The organism is Colwellia chukchiensis, from assembly GCF_002104455.1.
In the GTDB taxonomy this organism is placed as follows: domain Bacteria; phylum Pseudomonadota; class Gammaproteobacteria; order Enterobacterales; family Alteromonadaceae; genus Cognaticolwellia; species Cognaticolwellia chukchiensis.
Window position 1 is genome coordinate 151,145 of record NZ_NBOC01000006.1, and the last position, 17,126, is coordinate 168,270.

The following is a 17,126-nucleotide window of genomic DNA, read 5'->3' on the forward strand; positions in this document are numbered from 1 at the left end:
TCAGGATTGTTTATTACAGCGCTCGATAATGCTCGCTGACGGCTCGTTCGTTAAGCGCTTAAAAAGCACGCCTTCAGCGCCACTTGTAACCCCTTTACTCCACCACTCAAACGTATCATTAACATAGCGAGCGCCACTGGCTGCAACTGCTATCTTCATCTTATATTGCATGCCTTGGTATTGTACTATCGCAATGTCATTTGTCGGGTAGCTTACCTTAATGGATTCGCCGCTTTCACAGTAGTAATTATTAACGCTTGCCACTGTCGGCTTAACTATTGATATTGGCTTTTTTTCATCAGATACATTACCGCATGCAGTAAGTAACAAAGGACTTAAAAGCAACAAAAACCTGATCTGTGGCTTAGTCAACTCATGGGTTAATAAACGCAAAGTCTCGCGCATAGTTTTAGTACTCCTTTAGCTAATACAACCACAATATTAGCAAGTTATTTTATCCAATTGGCAAAATATGAAAAATATCAGGGTTTATTATGATGATTAAGACAAACTATTACGGTGAAATACTTGGTATTTTTTAACGACCATTAAACGAATATAAAAATGGTGAAAGACAGGCTTCAACAATTGCTAGGGCCCGATTGAAGGTTTAATAAATTGGCGGAGTGGACGGGACTCGAACCCGCGACCCCCGGCGTGACAGGCCGGTATTCTAACCAACTGAACTACCACTCCGCGTATTTATTGTTGAGTTTTAAGAACTCCTTCTTTGCAGGCAATTGGCGGAGTGGACGGGACTCGAACCCGCGACCCCCGGCGTGACAGGCCGGTATTCTAACCAACTGAACTACCACTCCGCATATTACTTTCGTAATCTATCGCTGCACAATATTTTTTAAAGGATATTCAACCTTTTGAAACAAGTGGCGGAGTGGACGGGACTCGAACCCGCGACCCCCGGCGTGACAGGCCGGTATTCTAACCAACTGAACTACCACTCCGCATATTACTTACGCAATGCTTTGTTTCTGAATATTTTAAAAGGATATTCAACCTTTTGAAAACAAGTGGCGGAGTGGACGGGACTCGAACCCGCGACCCCCGGCGTGACAGGCCGGTATTCTAACCAACTGAACTACCACTCCGCGATATTGCTTTCTTTAATTTTTTAAAGGTTTTAAATCCTTTTGATTAATTGGCGGAGTGGACGGGACTCGAACCCGCGACCCCCGGCGTGACAGGCCGGTATTCTAACCAACTGAACTACCACTCCAAACATTAATCTCTGCATCGAACACAACTCGTTGAATGCGGCGGGAATAATACGGTTAAGATTCGATGCCGTCAACCTGTTTTTTTCATTCATTTGTCTATATGTCTAATTGCTGAACAATACGCCGTTTTTCTCGACAAGTTATCGCAACTCTCAACGTCGATTCATTGCTTAAATACTTTTTTTGCGACGGATAAAGAAGAATATCAACATAGCCACCACCACGACAATCGTATTTCCCGCAACAATATACCAAAGGGTTAGTTTTTCTTGCTTGGCAAGCGCTGCTTGTTGTTTCGCTTGTGCTTGTTGCAATTGCTCAGCGCGCTGTGCTGCTGCCTGCTTTTCTTGTGCAGCACTTAGCTGCTCGGCATTTTCGGTAAGGGTCGGTACCAGCGGGCCATCAGGGCGCTCAACATTAAAGCTAAACTCGACAACACGAGCTCTAAACTCCCGGCCATGAATCGTTTCACCAAACACACGGCTGTTTACTCTAAAAATGCCCGGCTCAGTAAAATCAATACTATACCGGCGCTCTTTACCCTGCCCTTGCATAATAGAGAAAGGCTGCTCTTGCTTGTCTGGATAGGTTATTTTTCCCTGCAGTAGAATGCTGTCTGCGTTAACATAGCTATCATCAATCGCAAAAGTTAACTCATGGGGCTTATCATCATCTTGACTCGCATTAACCGTAATTTTGATGGGATTTTTTTGCACTATAATTGGCGGTTGTCGCAACTCTCTTGTTGCCATTGGCATTTTGACTAGGTAAATGGGCTGCCATTCGCCTGGCGCAAAATCTAATAAAAATTCACCAGTAAAAATAGCATCATTGGCACGCTCGTCTAAATCTCGGCCATCATCTCGAAAAGGGCTTAACCTAACCGGCTCAGCACCAAAATTATCGTACACTGAATTGTTAGTACTAAAAAAGTCTACATCAAGCTCCAGCACTTGCTGAAATGACGGGTTATCTATTGCTAAACCACCGTTAAATATTCGGCCGTGCATTTTTAAGGTTTCACCTTGCAAAACAATCTCAGGTAATGGGTTAACCTCCAGCATAATTTCTGAAACCACCATAATTTTACTTTCTGGCTTCACTTGACCAATAACTTGCCATGGTCCTACCATAGGTGATTTTATTTTGATCAAATCATAAGTTAGATCGTCAAACCACTGCACTTTATCTTTCGCTACATCATTGATTTTCAATTTCGAGCCATCTGGTCTCACAAGAATAACCGGCGGTGCGCCACTGACGCGGTAAAATAGCAAGGTAATTTCATCGAGCTCAGCGTCAATACGAAAACGATTATCAAAATAAGGAATTTGATTACTTTTTTCATCTGACTTATAGAATTCAATTTCACTGGGTATTTGTTGTGCTTTTAAAGCCTGGCTTTGCCAAAGTGCCATTAAAATCACAATAAGCGTTGATAATTTTTTAACTAAAGGCATCATAAGCACTTGGTAACCTGTCGCTATTTTTACCATAGTGGTGTCGTCCCTTCAGCGGCGATTATTGACAGTCGCTCTTCATGTGCTTTTAACTCTTCACTGCTGGCCGCCAGAACTTTTAATGGCGCTCGTGTGCTACTTAGTCTGCGAATAACATTCGCGTCTTCGCCTTTGCTATCGCCAGATTGCAAATTCAATGTTGCCTGTTTGCGGGTCATTTCAATATAAACAAATGCCAGCAACTGAGCATCAATTAAAGCACCGTGGTAGGTACGATCTATTAGCTTATCAACGCGATAATGGCGAGCTAGAAAGTCTAAGGTTTTTGGTGAGCCAAACTCGTCCTTTGAGACTTTTAAGGTATCAGTAATACGGCAAATATCGGCCGTTTTGGGTAGGCCGGGTACCATAGAAAACTCGTGATCCATAAAGCCAACGTCAAATTTCGCATTATGGATAACTAACCGTGCGCCTTTAATGAAATCAACAAATTCTTGCCCTATTTCTTCAAACGTTGGCTTGTCCTGCAAAAACTCATCCGTTAAGCCATGAACATCAATAACCTCCTGCTCCATAACCATTTGCATACCGTGCGCCATAGGCTTGACGTAAACATGATAATTACGGCCAGTTAATTGTCGGTTGATCATTTCGACACAACCAATTTCAACTATACGATGGCCTTCTCTCGGATTTATGCCTGTGGTTTCTGTATCAAGTATGATCAGCCGTTCATCTTGCGTATTTTCATCAATCAATGTTGCGCCCTTTAATTAACTTTGCCTGCAAATAGTGCGAACCGTCACATTATTTCTCAGGTATAGTGGCCGGAAATTCCGCTATGTTTATGGTAAATCTTTTGCTACGCAAAATATAGCTAACTGCGAGTAAGACAATAACCCCATGCCCAAACAGCCAAGTTATCGACTGTAAATGCCATATAAAATATCCCAGCGTTGCTACTAGCAAGTCAAATGCCAATGCAACAATCAGTAATATTTTGCATTGCTGCCAGCAATTGCGAACCCAAGGTTTTGCATCTGGCCGCCGTAAACTGAGCACCAATACAATAAAAAGTGCTATTGCCCCTGACACTAAATTTAAATAAAACAGTGCACGTTCTGGATAAAGCCATTGAATAGTGGCCACATGATCACGCATATTTGTCACAGACAACAGCCAAATAATATAAGCGCGCAGCACAAATAATAAAATCAGATATATGCCCGGCGCTAATTTAACACAATCAAAACTATCAAAATCTTTAGGTGATAGTTGCGCGTAATAACGAGAGTCTGTCATAGGTTGTTATTTTGCTCCAACCTTGTGCTCAATATCCCTGTTGTGCTCTTTTGCCGCATAGCGTTTGGCGCGCTCACTTTCCAAATACTGTTGACCCGCTGTAATGGCCTGAACCGCTTTTGAATTAAATTCACGACGGTGCAAGGTGTAAACCACAACAAAACTCGCAACAATTAACATTAACGGGTGAAAAAACCAACATAAGGCAGCGATAGAAAAATAATAAGATCGTAAACCATAATTATAAGAGTGTGCGGCTCTATCTTGCACTATCGCCATTTGCTCGGCATAACGTAACAGGTTATTGTTTTGCCCCGAATTATCAAATGGACAGGCACCTATCATGACATTAACAAAACCATATTGGCGCATTGACCAAGTAAATTGAAAAAATGCCATAACAAATATCAATGCTAATACGCTTAACTTTACTTGGATCATAGCGTGATTGGGTTGCTCAGTATAAGGAATTGAAGCAATAACGGATTCTAAACGTTCAACTTGGGCAAATAACGTTAGCACCCCCGCGAGTATCAGTAAGGTCGACGATGCAAAAAAAGCGATGTTTCTTTCTAAGTTTGCTAATAATGCGGCTTCTCCGACACGGATATCTCGGCCGATAACTTCATACATCCAGTGGATTCGATGTTGATGTAAACAGCGGGCAACACAGTTGGTTGTTTTAGCTCGCTTACGGGCAAATTCGGTATAACCAACCCAAAGCACGACATAACAGCTAAGCGCAACCACATCAAGTACAGAAAATGGCATAATTTAAACAGCAGCCTACGAGAAGAAATAACATTAAGCTTATTATGCGCTAGAATTTTTTAAGATTCGAGACCTTATTCTCGGCATTTAGATGAATTTTTTATGACGCGTCAATCACTGCTAATCTAATATTGTAAACCTTTGCTGAGTTATGGTGGCGTTATAAAATGGCATTTAACTTTGTAAACTACACATCAATATAACAACGATAGTCAAATTCGTGGTTACTTAACTTTTTTGCAGCCGGGCTAAAACCTCATGCTTAGATCAAGCTCAGTCGTTGTAAATCAAAGAATGCAGCAAGTCGCTGAAAAGTTACATAAAGTAACATCATGGTTGTTTTTCCCACTATCTGAACAAATTATTGTCATTTGTTGGCAAATTTGTAACACTTTACGTCAAGCAATTATCGTTAGCCTTTAATAAGTTACGTTAAAAATAATTATTATAAGATTGGAGTGGTTACATTGAAGTTTAGTATTCGTGGTTTATCTTTCTTAACCATCGCACTCAACCTGATCCTACCTGCAAGTATTGCACAAGAACAACATGGTCAATTAACACCGTTAGAAATACCGCACGCTAAGTTAGAACTTGAGCTAGATGGCGAGTTAAACGATACAATTTGGCAACACGCACTTGACGTGCCTTTAGAAATTGTCAATAGCCCATGGAATAACAAACCGAGTCCCGTTAAAACCTTAGCAAAAGTTGTGGAGAACGGCGATTATCTTTATGTGGCTTTTATCGCCCAAGATCCAAACCCTGAATTGATACAAGGTTTTCTTGGTGATAGAGACACCCGTTGGGGTGATGATTTAGTTGGCTTTAAACTCGACACCTACAACAATAGGCGACTAAATTACGAATTTTTTGTCAACCCTTATGGCGTGCAACACGACAGTATCGCCAATGAAATGACGGGAAATTCAGACTCGGCATGGGATGGAATTTGGGCGTCGGCCGGCAAAGTCACCCGTGACGGCTATCAAGTTGAAATTGCCATTCCGTATCATATTTTAAATTTTGATGACAACGATGAGGTTAAAACTTGGGCCATAGAGCTAATACGCCTATATCCGCGCGATTCACGCTTGCGTATTTCCCACATTGAACTTGATCGTGATGATGCCTGTTGGTTATGTCAAATTCCGGAAATTAAAGGTTTTAAAGCCGCAAAGGCCAGTAAAAACCTCATGCTAACCCCCACTTTAGTGGCTAGCAAAAGCGAAACTCGTGATATATTTACGCCAGCAGCAGATTGGCAAAGTGAAAATGATTTTGATGCGGGTTTAGACGCGCGCTGGGGCATCAACGCCAATACCTTACTCAATATTACGGTAAATCCTGACTTTTCTAACGTAGAGTCTGACGCGGGGCAACTCAGTGTTAACAAAACATTTTCATTATTTTATGATGAAAAACGGCCGTTTTTTGTTGAAAATTCAGAATACTTTTCCAGTAATTTTGACTTAGTTTATACGCGAAACATCGCTGATCCTGAATATGGCGCTAAGCTAACCGGCACATATGGCAATCATAGTTACGGGGCATTCTTGACTAATGATACACAAACCACAATTATTTTACCTGGCAATACTGGCTCGCGTTTAATTTCCCTCAGCGAAAAAAGTGAATCGGGTGCAATTAAATATCGTTACGATGTAAATGACAACTTATCCTTTGGTGTCATCAATACCCTACGCCAAACCGATAATTACCATAATTTTGTTTCCGGTGTAGACTCCAAGTATCGATTGAACGACTCGAATACTATTCAAGCACAAGTGCTATTTGCCGATACCCAAGATGCGGCTAACATGACCATTAGTGGTCAAGAAGAAAGCTTTTCTGATCATGCCTATAAATTAGCCTATCAACATAACTCTGAATACTGGCAGTTAAATGCTGAGCATCAAGCAATAGGAAAACAGTTTCGAGCAGATTTAGGTTTTATGCCAAGAGCAGATTATCAAAAGAGCAAGGTATTAATAGACCGTTTAATGTATGGTGAGCCAGACAGTGCTTGGCAAGAAATGAAGTTTTCGGGGCAGTGGCAAATACTACATAACGAAAATGGCGAGCTATTAGAGCGCTCAATCGCCGGTAGTTTCACCATCGACGGCCCAATGCTGTCTATGCTAGATGTGATGCTTGTTGGAGCAGATAAAGTTGGCCTGCGCCGTCATGAATTAGACTACAACTTGCCGATTGACAACAGTATTGACGGAAACACATCTCGTTTTCAAGAAAATCAAGCCATTATTTATGCCACTGCGCAACCTAGTACCCAACTCGCTACAGAACTTGAACTAACACTAGGTGACAAAATAGATTATGACAATAATCGATTAGGTGATTATATCGCCGTTTATGCCAATGTCAGTTATAACGTCAATAAGCACTTAGAGTTTGAGTTATCACACACATATAGCGACTTAGATGCCAATAACGCTAACGTATTTACCGAAAATTTAACCGAACTGCGGGTTTCTTATCAATTTAATATCAACAGTTATTTAAAGTTTAATGTTGTTTACACTGATATTGACTTTAACTTAGCGAATAACCCAAGCGCGTATTCAGAGCAAGATAATACCTTATCTACACAGTTGATCTACGCTTATAAAATTAACCCACAAACAGTGTTTTATTTAGGCTACTCAGATAATAGCTATCAAGATAATCGTTTAAAGAACCTCGAACGCAACCAACGCACCATTTATAGCAAAATTAGTTATGCTTGGTTGCCATAAATTATATAGCGCTTTGCTAGCATTCTAAAACCAAGCGCGGCTGCCGGCTAAGAAATACAAACTTGTTATCAGCGCTGATACTTAGCCAATTTAGCCGCGCACTCAAAGTCGCTGATATTAACCCGACCTTAAGTTGCACGGTATTTTATCGAGAAATAGCACGCCTTACATGGCGCCAGCGATTTATGATTACAAAAGCTGGTGCAAGGATGTGCCAACAAGAAAATTTATATGCTAGATAACCACAGGTTTACCACGATAAGAAGCTGTCGTTAGTTGAGGGTATTACGGTCATCAGTAAGGTGCTCGACGCTATTAGCTTTGCTGTCATCGACAACTATGGTGGCCGATATTTTATCATGAATTGCCTGTCGGTTCGGATCCCAGTAAATTTGTGCAAAGCCAAGCAAGCCCGTTGCAACTCCCGCGCCGTAGCCGCCATAACGACCAAAACTATCCCACAATGACAAACGCGTGCCATCTAATTGCAGCACCCGAATACGACAAAGCTTTTTGCCCGGCGTTTGCCCAAACCAAACCGAGGTAAACATAGTAAAATAAAAGGCGGCCCAACCAAAGCCGATACCAAGCTCCTCCACTAAGCCTTTAAGCCAAGCAAAGCCCTTGTAAACCGTATTATTAGTGGATTGCTCAGTAGTGGTAACGCCTTGTTCTTCAGCGTTTAAGGGCGTTAACGCTGGCTCTGTTTGCTGACTAACACTGCTAGCAGCAGACGCTTTCGTCGGCGCTAACATCTGCAAATTCAGTTGCTTTAAATGTTGCGATAATGTTTCCTGTTGCGCTGGCGCTATGTGGCTATTTTCTGCAATTTGTTCGAGCAACAGCATAATATATTGCTGAGCTTCTTCGTTTGATGGCCCCTGTTTAACGTAAATAGTAAGCAGCTCTGCACTTAAACGCTGCCAACATTGATAGCTTAGACATTCGCTTTGGCTAATGGCAAACATAGAGGCAAGACTTAAGGTGCCTCTAATAACCTTTTGTTCCTTATTTTGCGCTGCTGATTGTTGCACATTTGCTCGCGGTGTTTGTTGTTGCCCGGCATACTCGACTTGACGATTGAAACTATCTAATTTTGCAAACAACAAGGGTAATGTATCAATTAAGACCAGAAAAATAATAATCGCGCCAACACTTGCTAACATTTTATTTTTTAGCCCAGATTTTTTATCTAACTTGGCGGCGCGCTTTTTACTGCTGATGTTAAATAAGGTTATCGCTATCAGTATCGCTAATAGCTCCCCTGGGGCACCGCTTAAAATCGCTACTAGCAACAAATCTATTAATAACGCCAGCCCACGACGCCACGGCGCCGCAAGTGCAATGCCAAACAAGGATTGATCTATTTTAAAGGCAAATGGCGTTAATATTTCGCGGGTTTCTTTGGCCGACAGAGGCATAGCGTTCACTGCTGTGGCGGGTTTATTCACTATTTTATCGTCGCCATCCATACCCAGATTATCCTTATATGCGTGATACGCCTTGGTTTCGCTAGCAGTGTTATCGGTCGATGCTAGTATTGAAATAAAGCAAACGGTATCAAGAGATTAGGTATTGTTCAACCGCTTTATTTAGGCGAAATAACGCACATCAGCTACAGTAATATGTCACTGTTTATTATTTTAATAGCTAATTGTTGGGTATCTATTCCTTTTTTGCATATAAGATACCGAAATATCACTTCTTTTTCTGTGATAAAGCGTTACTCTAGCTACAATTGGTATAAATAAGCTAATGGCATAATTGTCATTCATGTAAATACAGGATAAAAAATATGTCTACCATTTTTCAAGATAACTCTACGGCAATTGGTAATACGCCGTTAGTCAAACTAAACCGGGTCATCGCTGGCGAAAATGCCGCCAATGTCTATGCCAAAATCGAGGCACGTAATCCAAGCTTTAGCGTCAAATGCCGCATAGGTGCCAATATGATTTGGGATGCTGAAAAAAAGGGCTTACTTAGCGCAGGCAAATCGATTGTAGAGCCCACCAGTGGTAATACCGGTATTGCCTTAGCTTTTGTTGCTGCCGCGCGTGGTTACGACATCACATTAACTATGCCAAATACCATGAGTTTAGAGCGCAGAAAGCTGCTAAAAGCCTTAGGGGCAAAGCTTGTGTTAACTGATGGCGCAAAAGGTATGGGTGGCGCTATAGCAAAAGCACAAGAAATAAAAGATGCCGACCCTGACAATATTGTTTTATTAGGCCAGTTTGACAACCCAGCAAACCCTGAAATTCATGAACAAACAACAGGTCCAGAAATTTGGCAAGACACTAAAGGTCAGGTTGATTTCTTTGTGGCTGGCGTGGGTACTGGCGGCACAATTACTGGTACTAGTCGTTACCTTAAAAGCGTTGCCGAGCATAAAATCACCTCGGTTGCGGTTGAGCCCACTGACTCTCCAGTTATTACCCAAGCGATGGCGGGTGAAGAACTAAAACCCGGTCCACATAAAATTCAAGGTATAGGTGCTGGCTTTATTCCTGGTAATTTAGACCTAAGCCTAGTCGACAGTGTTGAGCAAGTATCAAATGAAGATGCTATTGCTATGAGTCATCGCCTGATGAAAGAGGAAGGCATACTTGCGGGTATCTCATCTGGTGCTGCTGTTGTTGCCGCTAAACGCATCGCAGAAAACCCAGCAAATGCCGGTAAGCATATTGTGGTTATTCTACCGAGCTCGGCGGAACGTTACCTGTCCAGCGCCTTATTTGCTGACACTTTTAGCGAAGAAGACTTAACGCCATAAAGCTAGCATTAAACGCTGAGATCATAAAAAGGCGTGTCTTATCAAAGACACGCCTTTTGTTTTTGAAAACATTAGATTTAACGATGAGATATAAGGTAGTATGAGCTTAAATCAAACCTTATTTTAACGATATTATTATCTTATGAAGTTTTTTAAATTTTTTAGCCTGTGTTTCGTTGTTTTATTAGTGGCGTGTGGCGAAAAAAACACTGATAAAATCAGCGATGTTGACAATCCAGAACTTGTGGCGATTGCGTTTTTTAATGCTTTATATAATGAAAAGAACATAAAAAAAGCGGCTTCGGTTTGCAGCCCACAATTATCTCGGATCATATTGCATTACCAGTCCACCAATGCAGTAGCACGTCATTTATTTAACATGTCCTTTGACACCGTAGAGGTTAAGCCTGATAGCAGTGGCGTCAAAGTCAGAGAACAATTTAAAAACTCGGCCGTGATCACGGTATTTTTTAATGGTCAATATCATGGTGAACCTCATAAAGACGTGAAACGCTTGTCGCTCATTCAACTCGATAATAAATGGGTTATTGATAAAATTTTAAAAGATCCGTTTTAGGCCGTTAGCGTATTTTGAAAAACATTTAGCTCAGGAAAATTACGCAAAGTTTTTCAAGTTTATTTACGACTTTTATCATGGTCAACAATATGATCAAAAACGGCGTCATAATGACGCCATTTTCTTAAACCGATCTTAAGTTTATCTTAGTTTTTCATCATATTAAAAGCCAACAGCAACTCCCTCTCGCCGCGGATCTGCTGCGCCTTTTAACTCGCCATTATCTACCTCTATGGCTTGAATGCCACTATTTAAATCTCGCACCACAACCTGATGACCTTTAGCGATAAGTTCTGGCGCTAACGCCACGATATTGGTGCCTTTTTCTAGGGTGGTTACTTTATTGCGGTTGGTAATTCGTGGCTGATTTATTGCGGTTTGAACATCAAGTTGCCAATCTAAAATCGCGATCATGGTTTGAGCTACATAATTGATAATACGGCTTCCACCTGGTGAGCCAATCACGAGTTTCAATGTATTGTCGGCATTGAAAACTATCATTGGTGCCATCGAGCTTCTCGGCCGTTTACCCGCTTCAACTCGGTTAGCAACCCAAAGCCCATTTTGCTTCGGTGCTAATGAAAAGTCGGTAAGTTGATTGTTAAGAATAAAACCTTCCACCATCACAGCCGAGCCAAACGCCATTTCAACACTCGTGGTCATGGAAACAGCATTACCGTTCTGATCGACAATCGATATATGGCTAGTTGAGGGCAGCTCATAAGCATTATCATCGGCCTGCGTCGGCGCAGCTAAAGGTTTACCTGCCAACGCCAGTCCCATATCTTTATCTCGATTTATTAAACGGGCCCGTTCAGCCAAATAAGGTTTTGCGATCAAGCCTTGCGTTGGTACAGCAACAAAATTATCATCAGCAATATAACGCTGGCGATCGGCAAACGCTAAACGTGAGCTTTGGGTAAACAAGTGCACAAATTCTGCATCGCTAATTGATAACTCTGCAAGATTAAAGCCCTCAAGCTGTGCCAATATTTGAATTACCGCAACGCCACCAGAGCTAGGAGGCGCCATACCGCAAACTTTATATTGTCGATACGGGCTACATAACGCTGGCCGTTCAATGGCCGAATAATTTTTCATATCAGTGAGTGATAAGCGCCCTGGTGCAATCATGGCATTTTGCACCGCCGCGACAATTTTTTTCGCTAACCAGCCTTGATAAAATGGTGCAACCCCCTCTTTTGCCAAGCTACGATAGACCCTAGCTAATGATGGATTTTTTAAAACTTGACCAGCTTTTATCACTCGACCTTCAGGAAAAAAATAATCTTTTATGGTAGGTAATTTCGTAATACCTGGGTTAAATGCCATCGTCACTAGCTTCTCTAATCGTGGCGAGACAACAAAGCCGTCTTCTGCAAGCTTAATAGCGTCTTGAAATAGCTCTGACCATGGCAGTTGACCATGTTGGTCATGCGCTTTTTTGAGGCTAGCTAATACGCCTGGTACGCCAACGGCACGGCCACCAACCACAGCGTCAATCCAAGCAATCGCCTGACCATTTTTTGTTAAGAACATATCTGAGCTAGCTGCCGCCGGCGCAGTTTCTCGGCCATCATAACTGGTGAGTTGTTGTTGTTTTTCAGACCAGTGCAACATAAAGGCACCACCACCAATACCTGAAGATTGCGGTTCAACTAAGGTTAGCACTAATTGCACTGCAATGGCGGCATCGACGGCACTACCACCTTGCTTAAGAATATTAAGACCTGCTGCACTAGCGTAAGGGTTGGCGGTTGCCACCATCGCATGTTTAGCACTGACCATTTCTTTGGCATGCACGCCGGTGGCCGCTTCTGGCTCTCGGTCTTGACGCTTTTGCTCTGGTTGGGCATTAAGTAAAAAACTCGTACTGATCACCAGCACGGATAAAAACGTTTTTAAGACAGGGTTTGACATGATAATCCTTAAAATAATTGTCTTAACATTATGCTATGACTTTGCGGCCACTGAAAAATTTTGCTGAAAGTCATTAAACTTAACAAATTTATTCAGCAAAGGTTGGTATTTTTCTGGCTGATTTTCTATGCTTGCTAAGGCATGGCAGCAAGCTTCTAATGAAGAAAGTGCATTGTTTTTTTTAGTTTTCCTAATTTGATAAAGGCTATTAATACCCAGCGGCAGCATTATATGTTTAATTCGCTGCAACGACGAGTTTAGCTTGTACATGCGATAAGCTTTTTTCCAAGTACCATCGAGAATAATAATACAATCAAGATCATTAAGTTTCGCGCTATTACTCTTGGCTGTTGCACGGTTGGCTTGCTCTTGCTCTGTTGGCAAACTTAGCGTTACGGCTTGCTCACTTGGATACAATAGGGCAATTTTATTACCATAGCGCGTTATCGCATCCCGCAGCGCTTGGTGCTGATTAAAGTCTTCTCCAACAATAACTTGGCATTTAGCTAGTGACTGTTGTAATAAAGCGACCGTGCCCTTCGCTTGCTTAACTTCACTTGGATGTTGCAGAATTAACACTTGTGTGTGATTATTTACTTGGATAGCAAACGCGCAAATACAAGCTATTTCAGGACGCTGACATCGCTGACATAAGACTCTAGGCATAGTGGTTATTTGAGATAAATTTTCATGGCCGTTAAGTTTACGAGATTTTATCACCAAGTTTAAGCGCTTAATGAAATTTGCACTTTAGGAGAGTGCCGGTTCGGAGACAAACACATATTTATAAGCAGTAATACGCGAGACTATCCACTATAAAGTAGTTAAATAAAAGGACGTTAAGGGTTTTATTTTCAGGAAGATACTCATACTTTAACGAGGAAAGGAGGCGCTATGTATAATGTTTATCAACACCAATCCGTTGTCGATGCCGATACCACTTTAAATACCATTTTAAACGTTATTAATGAAGGCGTATGGGACTGGGATGGTTGTCGTCAGAAAGTCACTCGAAGTCCTGGTTGGTACCGTATGTTAGGGTATGACGTCGGCGCATTTAGGGAAGATGTTTTTACTTGGGAAAATGTTATTCATCCTGAAGATTACGCGCGAGTAATGCATCAATTTGAAGCTTATATCACCGGAAAAATTAATATTTATGAGGTTGAATATCGTTGTAAAAAGTCTGACGGTAGTTACTTATGGATTATTGATCGCGGCATAATCGCCGCAAGAAACCCTGACGGCACTGTCGCCCGCATGATTGGCGCTCATCAAGATGTGCATCAGAAAATTGTTGCACAAAATGAATTGATTAAAAAAAACAAATTGCTCACTGAGGGTAATTTATCACTCGAGCAGCTTGTCGAGCAGAAAACACAAGAGTTAGCTAAAAAAAATAAGCTCTTAGAACAAAAACTCATTGAAATTGAATCAATCTCTAATATTGATCCATTAACACAAATCGCAAACCGTAAATTTTTCGAGTGTGAATTAGAAAAAGAAATAATTCGTGCTAATCGTTACCATCACCCGTTAACCTTGGTGATGTTTGACTTAGATAATTTTAAAGATATTAATGATATCCATGGTCACAAAGTTGGTGATGCCATATTGTGTAGGGTGTGTGAGCTTGTCACTTGCAATATTCGCGACGTAGACTTATTTGCGCGCTGGGGGGGGGATGAGTTTGTCATTATTTTTCCAGAATTAACAAAAACGCAAGCACATCAAACCAGTGAAAAGTTACGTCAACTTATTAGCCAGCATCAAACTTCAATGACCAGCGCCATTACTTGTAGCTTTGGCGTAGCACAATATCGAGAAGGTGATTCTATCAATACATTATTTCAACGAGTTGATAGGCTACTTTATCACTCTAAACAAAAAGGTCGGAATCAAGTATATTCTTAAACCACTCAGCTGCTAACATGTATAACCATATGCCACTAAAAAGCGTATCAATGTAAGTAAAGCTTGTTAAACTCTTGTTTATATTACCTTAAAGGCCTGTTACAGTGCGCTTTAGTATCCACTATCGCACGGTAGAGTTTGTAATGCTGCAATTAAAGCCGCTACCTACACAAGCCATTCATAGCGTTGGCGCCTTATTAGTGATCATCCTAGCGGTTATCGCTTATTTATTTGATGAACAAATTGCTTGGCTTTTTATTTATGATCGACAGCTCATCAATAGTGGCGAGTATTGGCGCTTGTTAACTGGGCACTTTTTCCACTCTAATGGCAACCATTTGCTGCTAAATATCAGTGCGGTTGTGCTTATTTGGGCATTACATGGCCAGTATTATGTCCATAAAACATACTTTTTTACAGTGCTTATTTGTGCACTCGTTTGCAGTGCTGGTATTCATTGGTGGTCGTTAGACATAACACAATATGTGGGCTTATCAGGCGTGCTCCATGGCTTATTTATTTGGGGCGCGTTAATGGATATTAAGCATAAAGATAAAACCGGCTATTTATTACTGGCCGCTGTTATCGGCAAAGTTATTCACGAGCAAATATACGGCGCTAGTGCCGATCTTGAGCAGCTTATCGCAGCCAATGTAGCCACGGATGCTCATTTATATGGTGCCATTGGTGGCTTACTTGCCTTTGTTTTATATATTTTAAAGGCAAGTAAGCGGTGATAATCACTTAATCTCTAATAAATGTGTGACTTGTTACTGCGTTTCTTCATAGGGGTGTAATTTATCAAGCGCAATAGATAAGCCATTTTCTTGTATAACGCGCATATGGTGACGCGCAAGTTCTCTAGCGTTACTCACGCCACAAGTGTGTGCTAACAAGCCGACACCGTATTGAATATATTTATGATAATTCGCCACTCGCTCGGCCTTATCAATGGGGTCTAAACCTTGTTGAAGCTTAGGGTTGTGAGTGGTAATGCCGGTTGGGCATGTATCTTTATTACATTGCATGGCTTGAATGCAGCCAAGGGCAAACATAAAGCCACGGGCGGAGTTTACCGAATCTGCGCCCATGGCTAGCGCCCATGCCACCTTAGACGGCGTGATCAACTTGCCCGCACAAATCACCTTTACTCTATCGCGTAAACCATATTTAATTAACAAGTTAACCACCAGTGGCAAACTTTCTTTTAACGGTAAGCCAACATAATCTAGCAAGGGTTGTGGCGCCGCGCCAGTGCCGCCGTCCGCGCTATCGATAGTAATAAAGTCAGGGGCAAATTCTCGCCCTTGTTTGTTAATTTCCTGCATTAACTCGCTTAACCAACGCGCCTCACCGATCACAGCTTTAAAACCAACCGGTTTGCCAGTAACCTTGCGCACACGATTAACCATAGCAAGGATATCTTGAACTGACTTTATTTCTGGATGACCGTTAGGACTTATGGCGTCAACTCCCACCGCGATACCGCGTATACGGGCAATTTCTTCGGTGACTTTTTTAGCTGGTAATATACCACCTTTACCTGGTTTAGCCCCTTGCGAAAGTTTAATTTCAAACATTTTTATTTGCGGTTTCGCGGCTAAGTTAGCGAGTTGTTGATCGCACATCTGCCCGTGCTCGTCTCTAACACCAAACTTTGCAGTACCGATTTGAAACACCAAGTCTGCACCACTGGCCAAATGATAGTCACTTACTCCCCCCTCACCTGTGTTCATCCAGCAACCAGCTTTTGCCGCACCATTGGCTAATGCTTTCACCGCCGTCGCTGAAAGTGCGCCAAAACTCATTGCCGATATATTAAATAAAGAGCTGGTGGTATAGGGCGCTTTACAATTCGGGCCAAAGGTTAAACTACTGGTGGGCACAGCATCCTCTGCATGCGTTGGGAAAGCACAATTCATAAACATAATCGTGCCGGTTGGCTCGAGATTTCGCGTCGAGCCAAAAGCGACCGTACGATCAACGTTTTTCGCTGCCCGATAAACCCAGCTGCGCTCAGCGCGGTTAAAGGGTAACTCTTCTCTGTCCATGGCAAAAAAATATTGTCTGAAAAACTCACCCTGTTTTTCAAAGAAATAGCGAAAGCGTCCAATAACCGGATAATTATGTCGTATCGCTTGCTTGTTTTGCATTTTATCAACGATATACATATAGACAATTGCCAGCACAACTATCGCTAACAATAATATAAATAATGCTGACAATTTTTCTAGGTAGCCTAGCATAGTGTACATATCATCCATAAAATACCTCGTTTATTTTTGTGTTCAGATTGACTAGGTAGCGAAAGAGCTTAACATCAATACCATAGCAGCTGTGGTGCTTATAAGCACCAGTATATGCGCACTTAATGACGCACAAGCGGATAAAAATAAAGCCTCGAATGAGGCTTTA

The 17,126-nt window shown here is 41.7% G+C and carries 14 protein-coding genes and 5 tRNA genes; 5 read left to right on the forward strand and 14 right to left on the reverse strand.

All coding sequences use genetic code 11. The annotated features are described in order from the left end of the window. The 10 genes from B6K83_RS09365 to B6K83_RS09410 all read right to left on the reverse strand — a co-directional run bounded on the left by B6K83_RS09365 (position 1) and on the right by B6K83_RS09410 (position 4,768). Positions 1 to 405 (reverse strand): MliC family protein, encoded by a 405-nt coding sequence (locus B6K83_RS09365; RefSeq protein ID WP_085284660.1) that lies wholly within the window; start codon positions 403 to 405, stop codon positions 1 to 3. Between the two features lie 214 nt (positions 406 to 619). Next, positions 620 to 696 (reverse strand) — tRNA-Asp (locus B6K83_RS09370). 45 nt (positions 697 to 741) lie between these two features. Beyond that, positions 742 to 818: transfer RNA gene (locus tag B6K83_RS09375), tRNA-Asp, on the reverse strand. Between the two features lie 67 nt (positions 819 to 885). Continuing rightward, positions 886 to 962, reverse strand: a tRNA-Asp gene (locus tag B6K83_RS09380). Positions 963 to 1,029: 67 nt separating this feature from the next. Continuing rightward, positions 1,030 to 1,106 (reverse strand) — tRNA-Asp (locus tag B6K83_RS09385). Positions 1,107 to 1,157: 51 nt separating this feature from the next. Continuing rightward, positions 1,158 to 1,234 (reverse strand) — tRNA-Asp (locus B6K83_RS09390). A gap of 171 nt (positions 1,235 to 1,405) precedes the next feature. Next, a complete protein-coding gene (locus B6K83_RS09395) occupies positions 1,406 to 2,731 on the reverse strand; it encodes a TIGR03503 family protein (RefSeq protein WP_092251267.1) in 1,326 nt (441 codons plus the stop codon). Further along, positions 2,725 to 3,453 carry a DNA polymerase III subunit epsilon gene (gene dnaQ / locus B6K83_RS09400; RefSeq protein ID WP_233143901.1) on the reverse strand — a complete coding sequence of 243 codons (729 nt, stop codon included), beginning with the start codon at positions 3,451 to 3,453 and terminating at the stop codon, positions 2,725 to 2,727. Before dnaQ ends, B6K83_RS09395 begins: the two co-directional genes overlap by 7 nt. A 49-nt stretch (positions 3,454 to 3,502) precedes the next feature. Next, on the reverse strand, positions 3,503 to 3,997 hold the full coding sequence (locus B6K83_RS09405; RefSeq protein WP_085284661.1) for a DUF2919 family protein: 495 nt from the start codon (positions 3,995 to 3,997) through the stop codon (positions 3,503 to 3,505). A gap of 6 nt (positions 3,998 to 4,003) precedes the next feature. Continuing rightward, complete coding sequence (locus B6K83_RS09410; RefSeq protein WP_085284662.1) at positions 4,004 to 4,768, reverse strand: DUF599 domain-containing protein; 765 nt, start codon at positions 4,766 to 4,768, stop codon at positions 4,004 to 4,006. 467 nt (positions 4,769 to 5,235) lie between these two features. Between B6K83_RS09410 and B6K83_RS09415 the strand changes: the two genes are divergently transcribed. Continuing rightward, on the forward strand, positions 5,236 to 7,524 hold the full coding sequence (locus B6K83_RS09415; RefSeq protein WP_158088335.1) for a carbohydrate binding family 9 domain-containing protein: 2,289 nt from the start codon (positions 5,236 to 5,238) through the stop codon (positions 7,522 to 7,524). 272 nt (positions 7,525 to 7,796) lie between these two features. Here the strand turns inward: B6K83_RS09415 and B6K83_RS09420 are convergent, their stop codons facing one another. Beyond that, on the reverse strand, positions 7,797 to 8,996 hold the full coding sequence (locus tag B6K83_RS09420; RefSeq protein ID WP_085284664.1) for an RDD family protein: 1,200 nt from the start codon (positions 8,994 to 8,996) through the stop codon (positions 7,797 to 7,799). A gap of 323 nt (positions 8,997 to 9,319) precedes the next feature. On the opposite strand from B6K83_RS09420, the gene cysK reads away from it, so the two are divergent. Both cysK and B6K83_RS09430 read left to right on the forward strand, forming a co-directional pair. Then, entirely contained in the window at positions 9,320 to 10,300 is a 981-nt protein-coding gene (gene cysK / locus B6K83_RS09425; RefSeq protein ID WP_085284665.1) for a cysteine synthase A, read from the forward strand. A 142-nt stretch (positions 10,301 to 10,442) separates the two neighbouring features. Beyond that, the gene (locus B6K83_RS09430; RefSeq protein WP_085284666.1) at positions 10,443 to 10,877 is read left to right on the forward strand and encodes a hypothetical protein; all 435 of its coding nucleotides are present in this window, start codon (positions 10,443 to 10,445) and stop codon (positions 10,875 to 10,877) included. Positions 10,878 to 11,039: 162 nt separating this feature from the next. On the opposite strand, the gene ggt is transcribed toward B6K83_RS09430, so the two are convergent. After that, a complete protein-coding gene (gene ggt / locus B6K83_RS09435; protein ID WP_085284667.1) occupies positions 11,040 to 12,797 on the reverse strand; it encodes a gamma-glutamyltransferase in 1,758 nt (585 codons plus the stop codon). Positions 12,798 to 12,830: 33 nt separating this feature from the next. After that, complete coding sequence (locus tag B6K83_RS09440; protein ID WP_233143903.1) at positions 12,831 to 13,517, reverse strand: tRNA-uridine aminocarboxypropyltransferase; 687 nt, start codon at positions 13,515 to 13,517, stop codon at positions 12,831 to 12,833. A gap of 174 nt (positions 13,518 to 13,691) precedes the next feature. On the opposite strand from B6K83_RS09440, the gene B6K83_RS09445 reads away from it, so the two are divergent. Both B6K83_RS09445 and rrtA read left to right on the forward strand, forming a co-directional pair. Continuing rightward, positions 13,692 to 14,711 (forward strand): sensor domain-containing diguanylate cyclase, encoded by a 1,020-nt coding sequence (locus tag B6K83_RS09445; protein WP_085284668.1) that lies wholly within the window; start codon positions 13,692 to 13,694, stop codon positions 14,709 to 14,711. 104 nt (positions 14,712 to 14,815) lie between these two features. Then, positions 14,816 to 15,448 carry a rhombosortase gene (gene rrtA / locus B6K83_RS09450; protein ID WP_233143905.1) on the forward strand — a complete coding sequence of 211 codons (633 nt, stop codon included), beginning with the start codon at positions 14,816 to 14,818 and terminating at the stop codon, positions 15,446 to 15,448. Positions 15,449 to 15,481: 33 nt separating this feature from the next. Here the strand turns inward: rrtA and B6K83_RS09455 are convergent, their stop codons facing one another. Continuing rightward, positions 15,482 to 16,975: an FMN-binding glutamate synthase family protein gene (locus B6K83_RS09455; protein WP_085284669.1), complete on the reverse strand. Its 1,494-nt coding sequence runs from the start codon at positions 16,973 to 16,975 to the stop codon at positions 15,482 to 15,484. Positions 16,976 to 17,126: the final 151 nt, after the last annotated feature.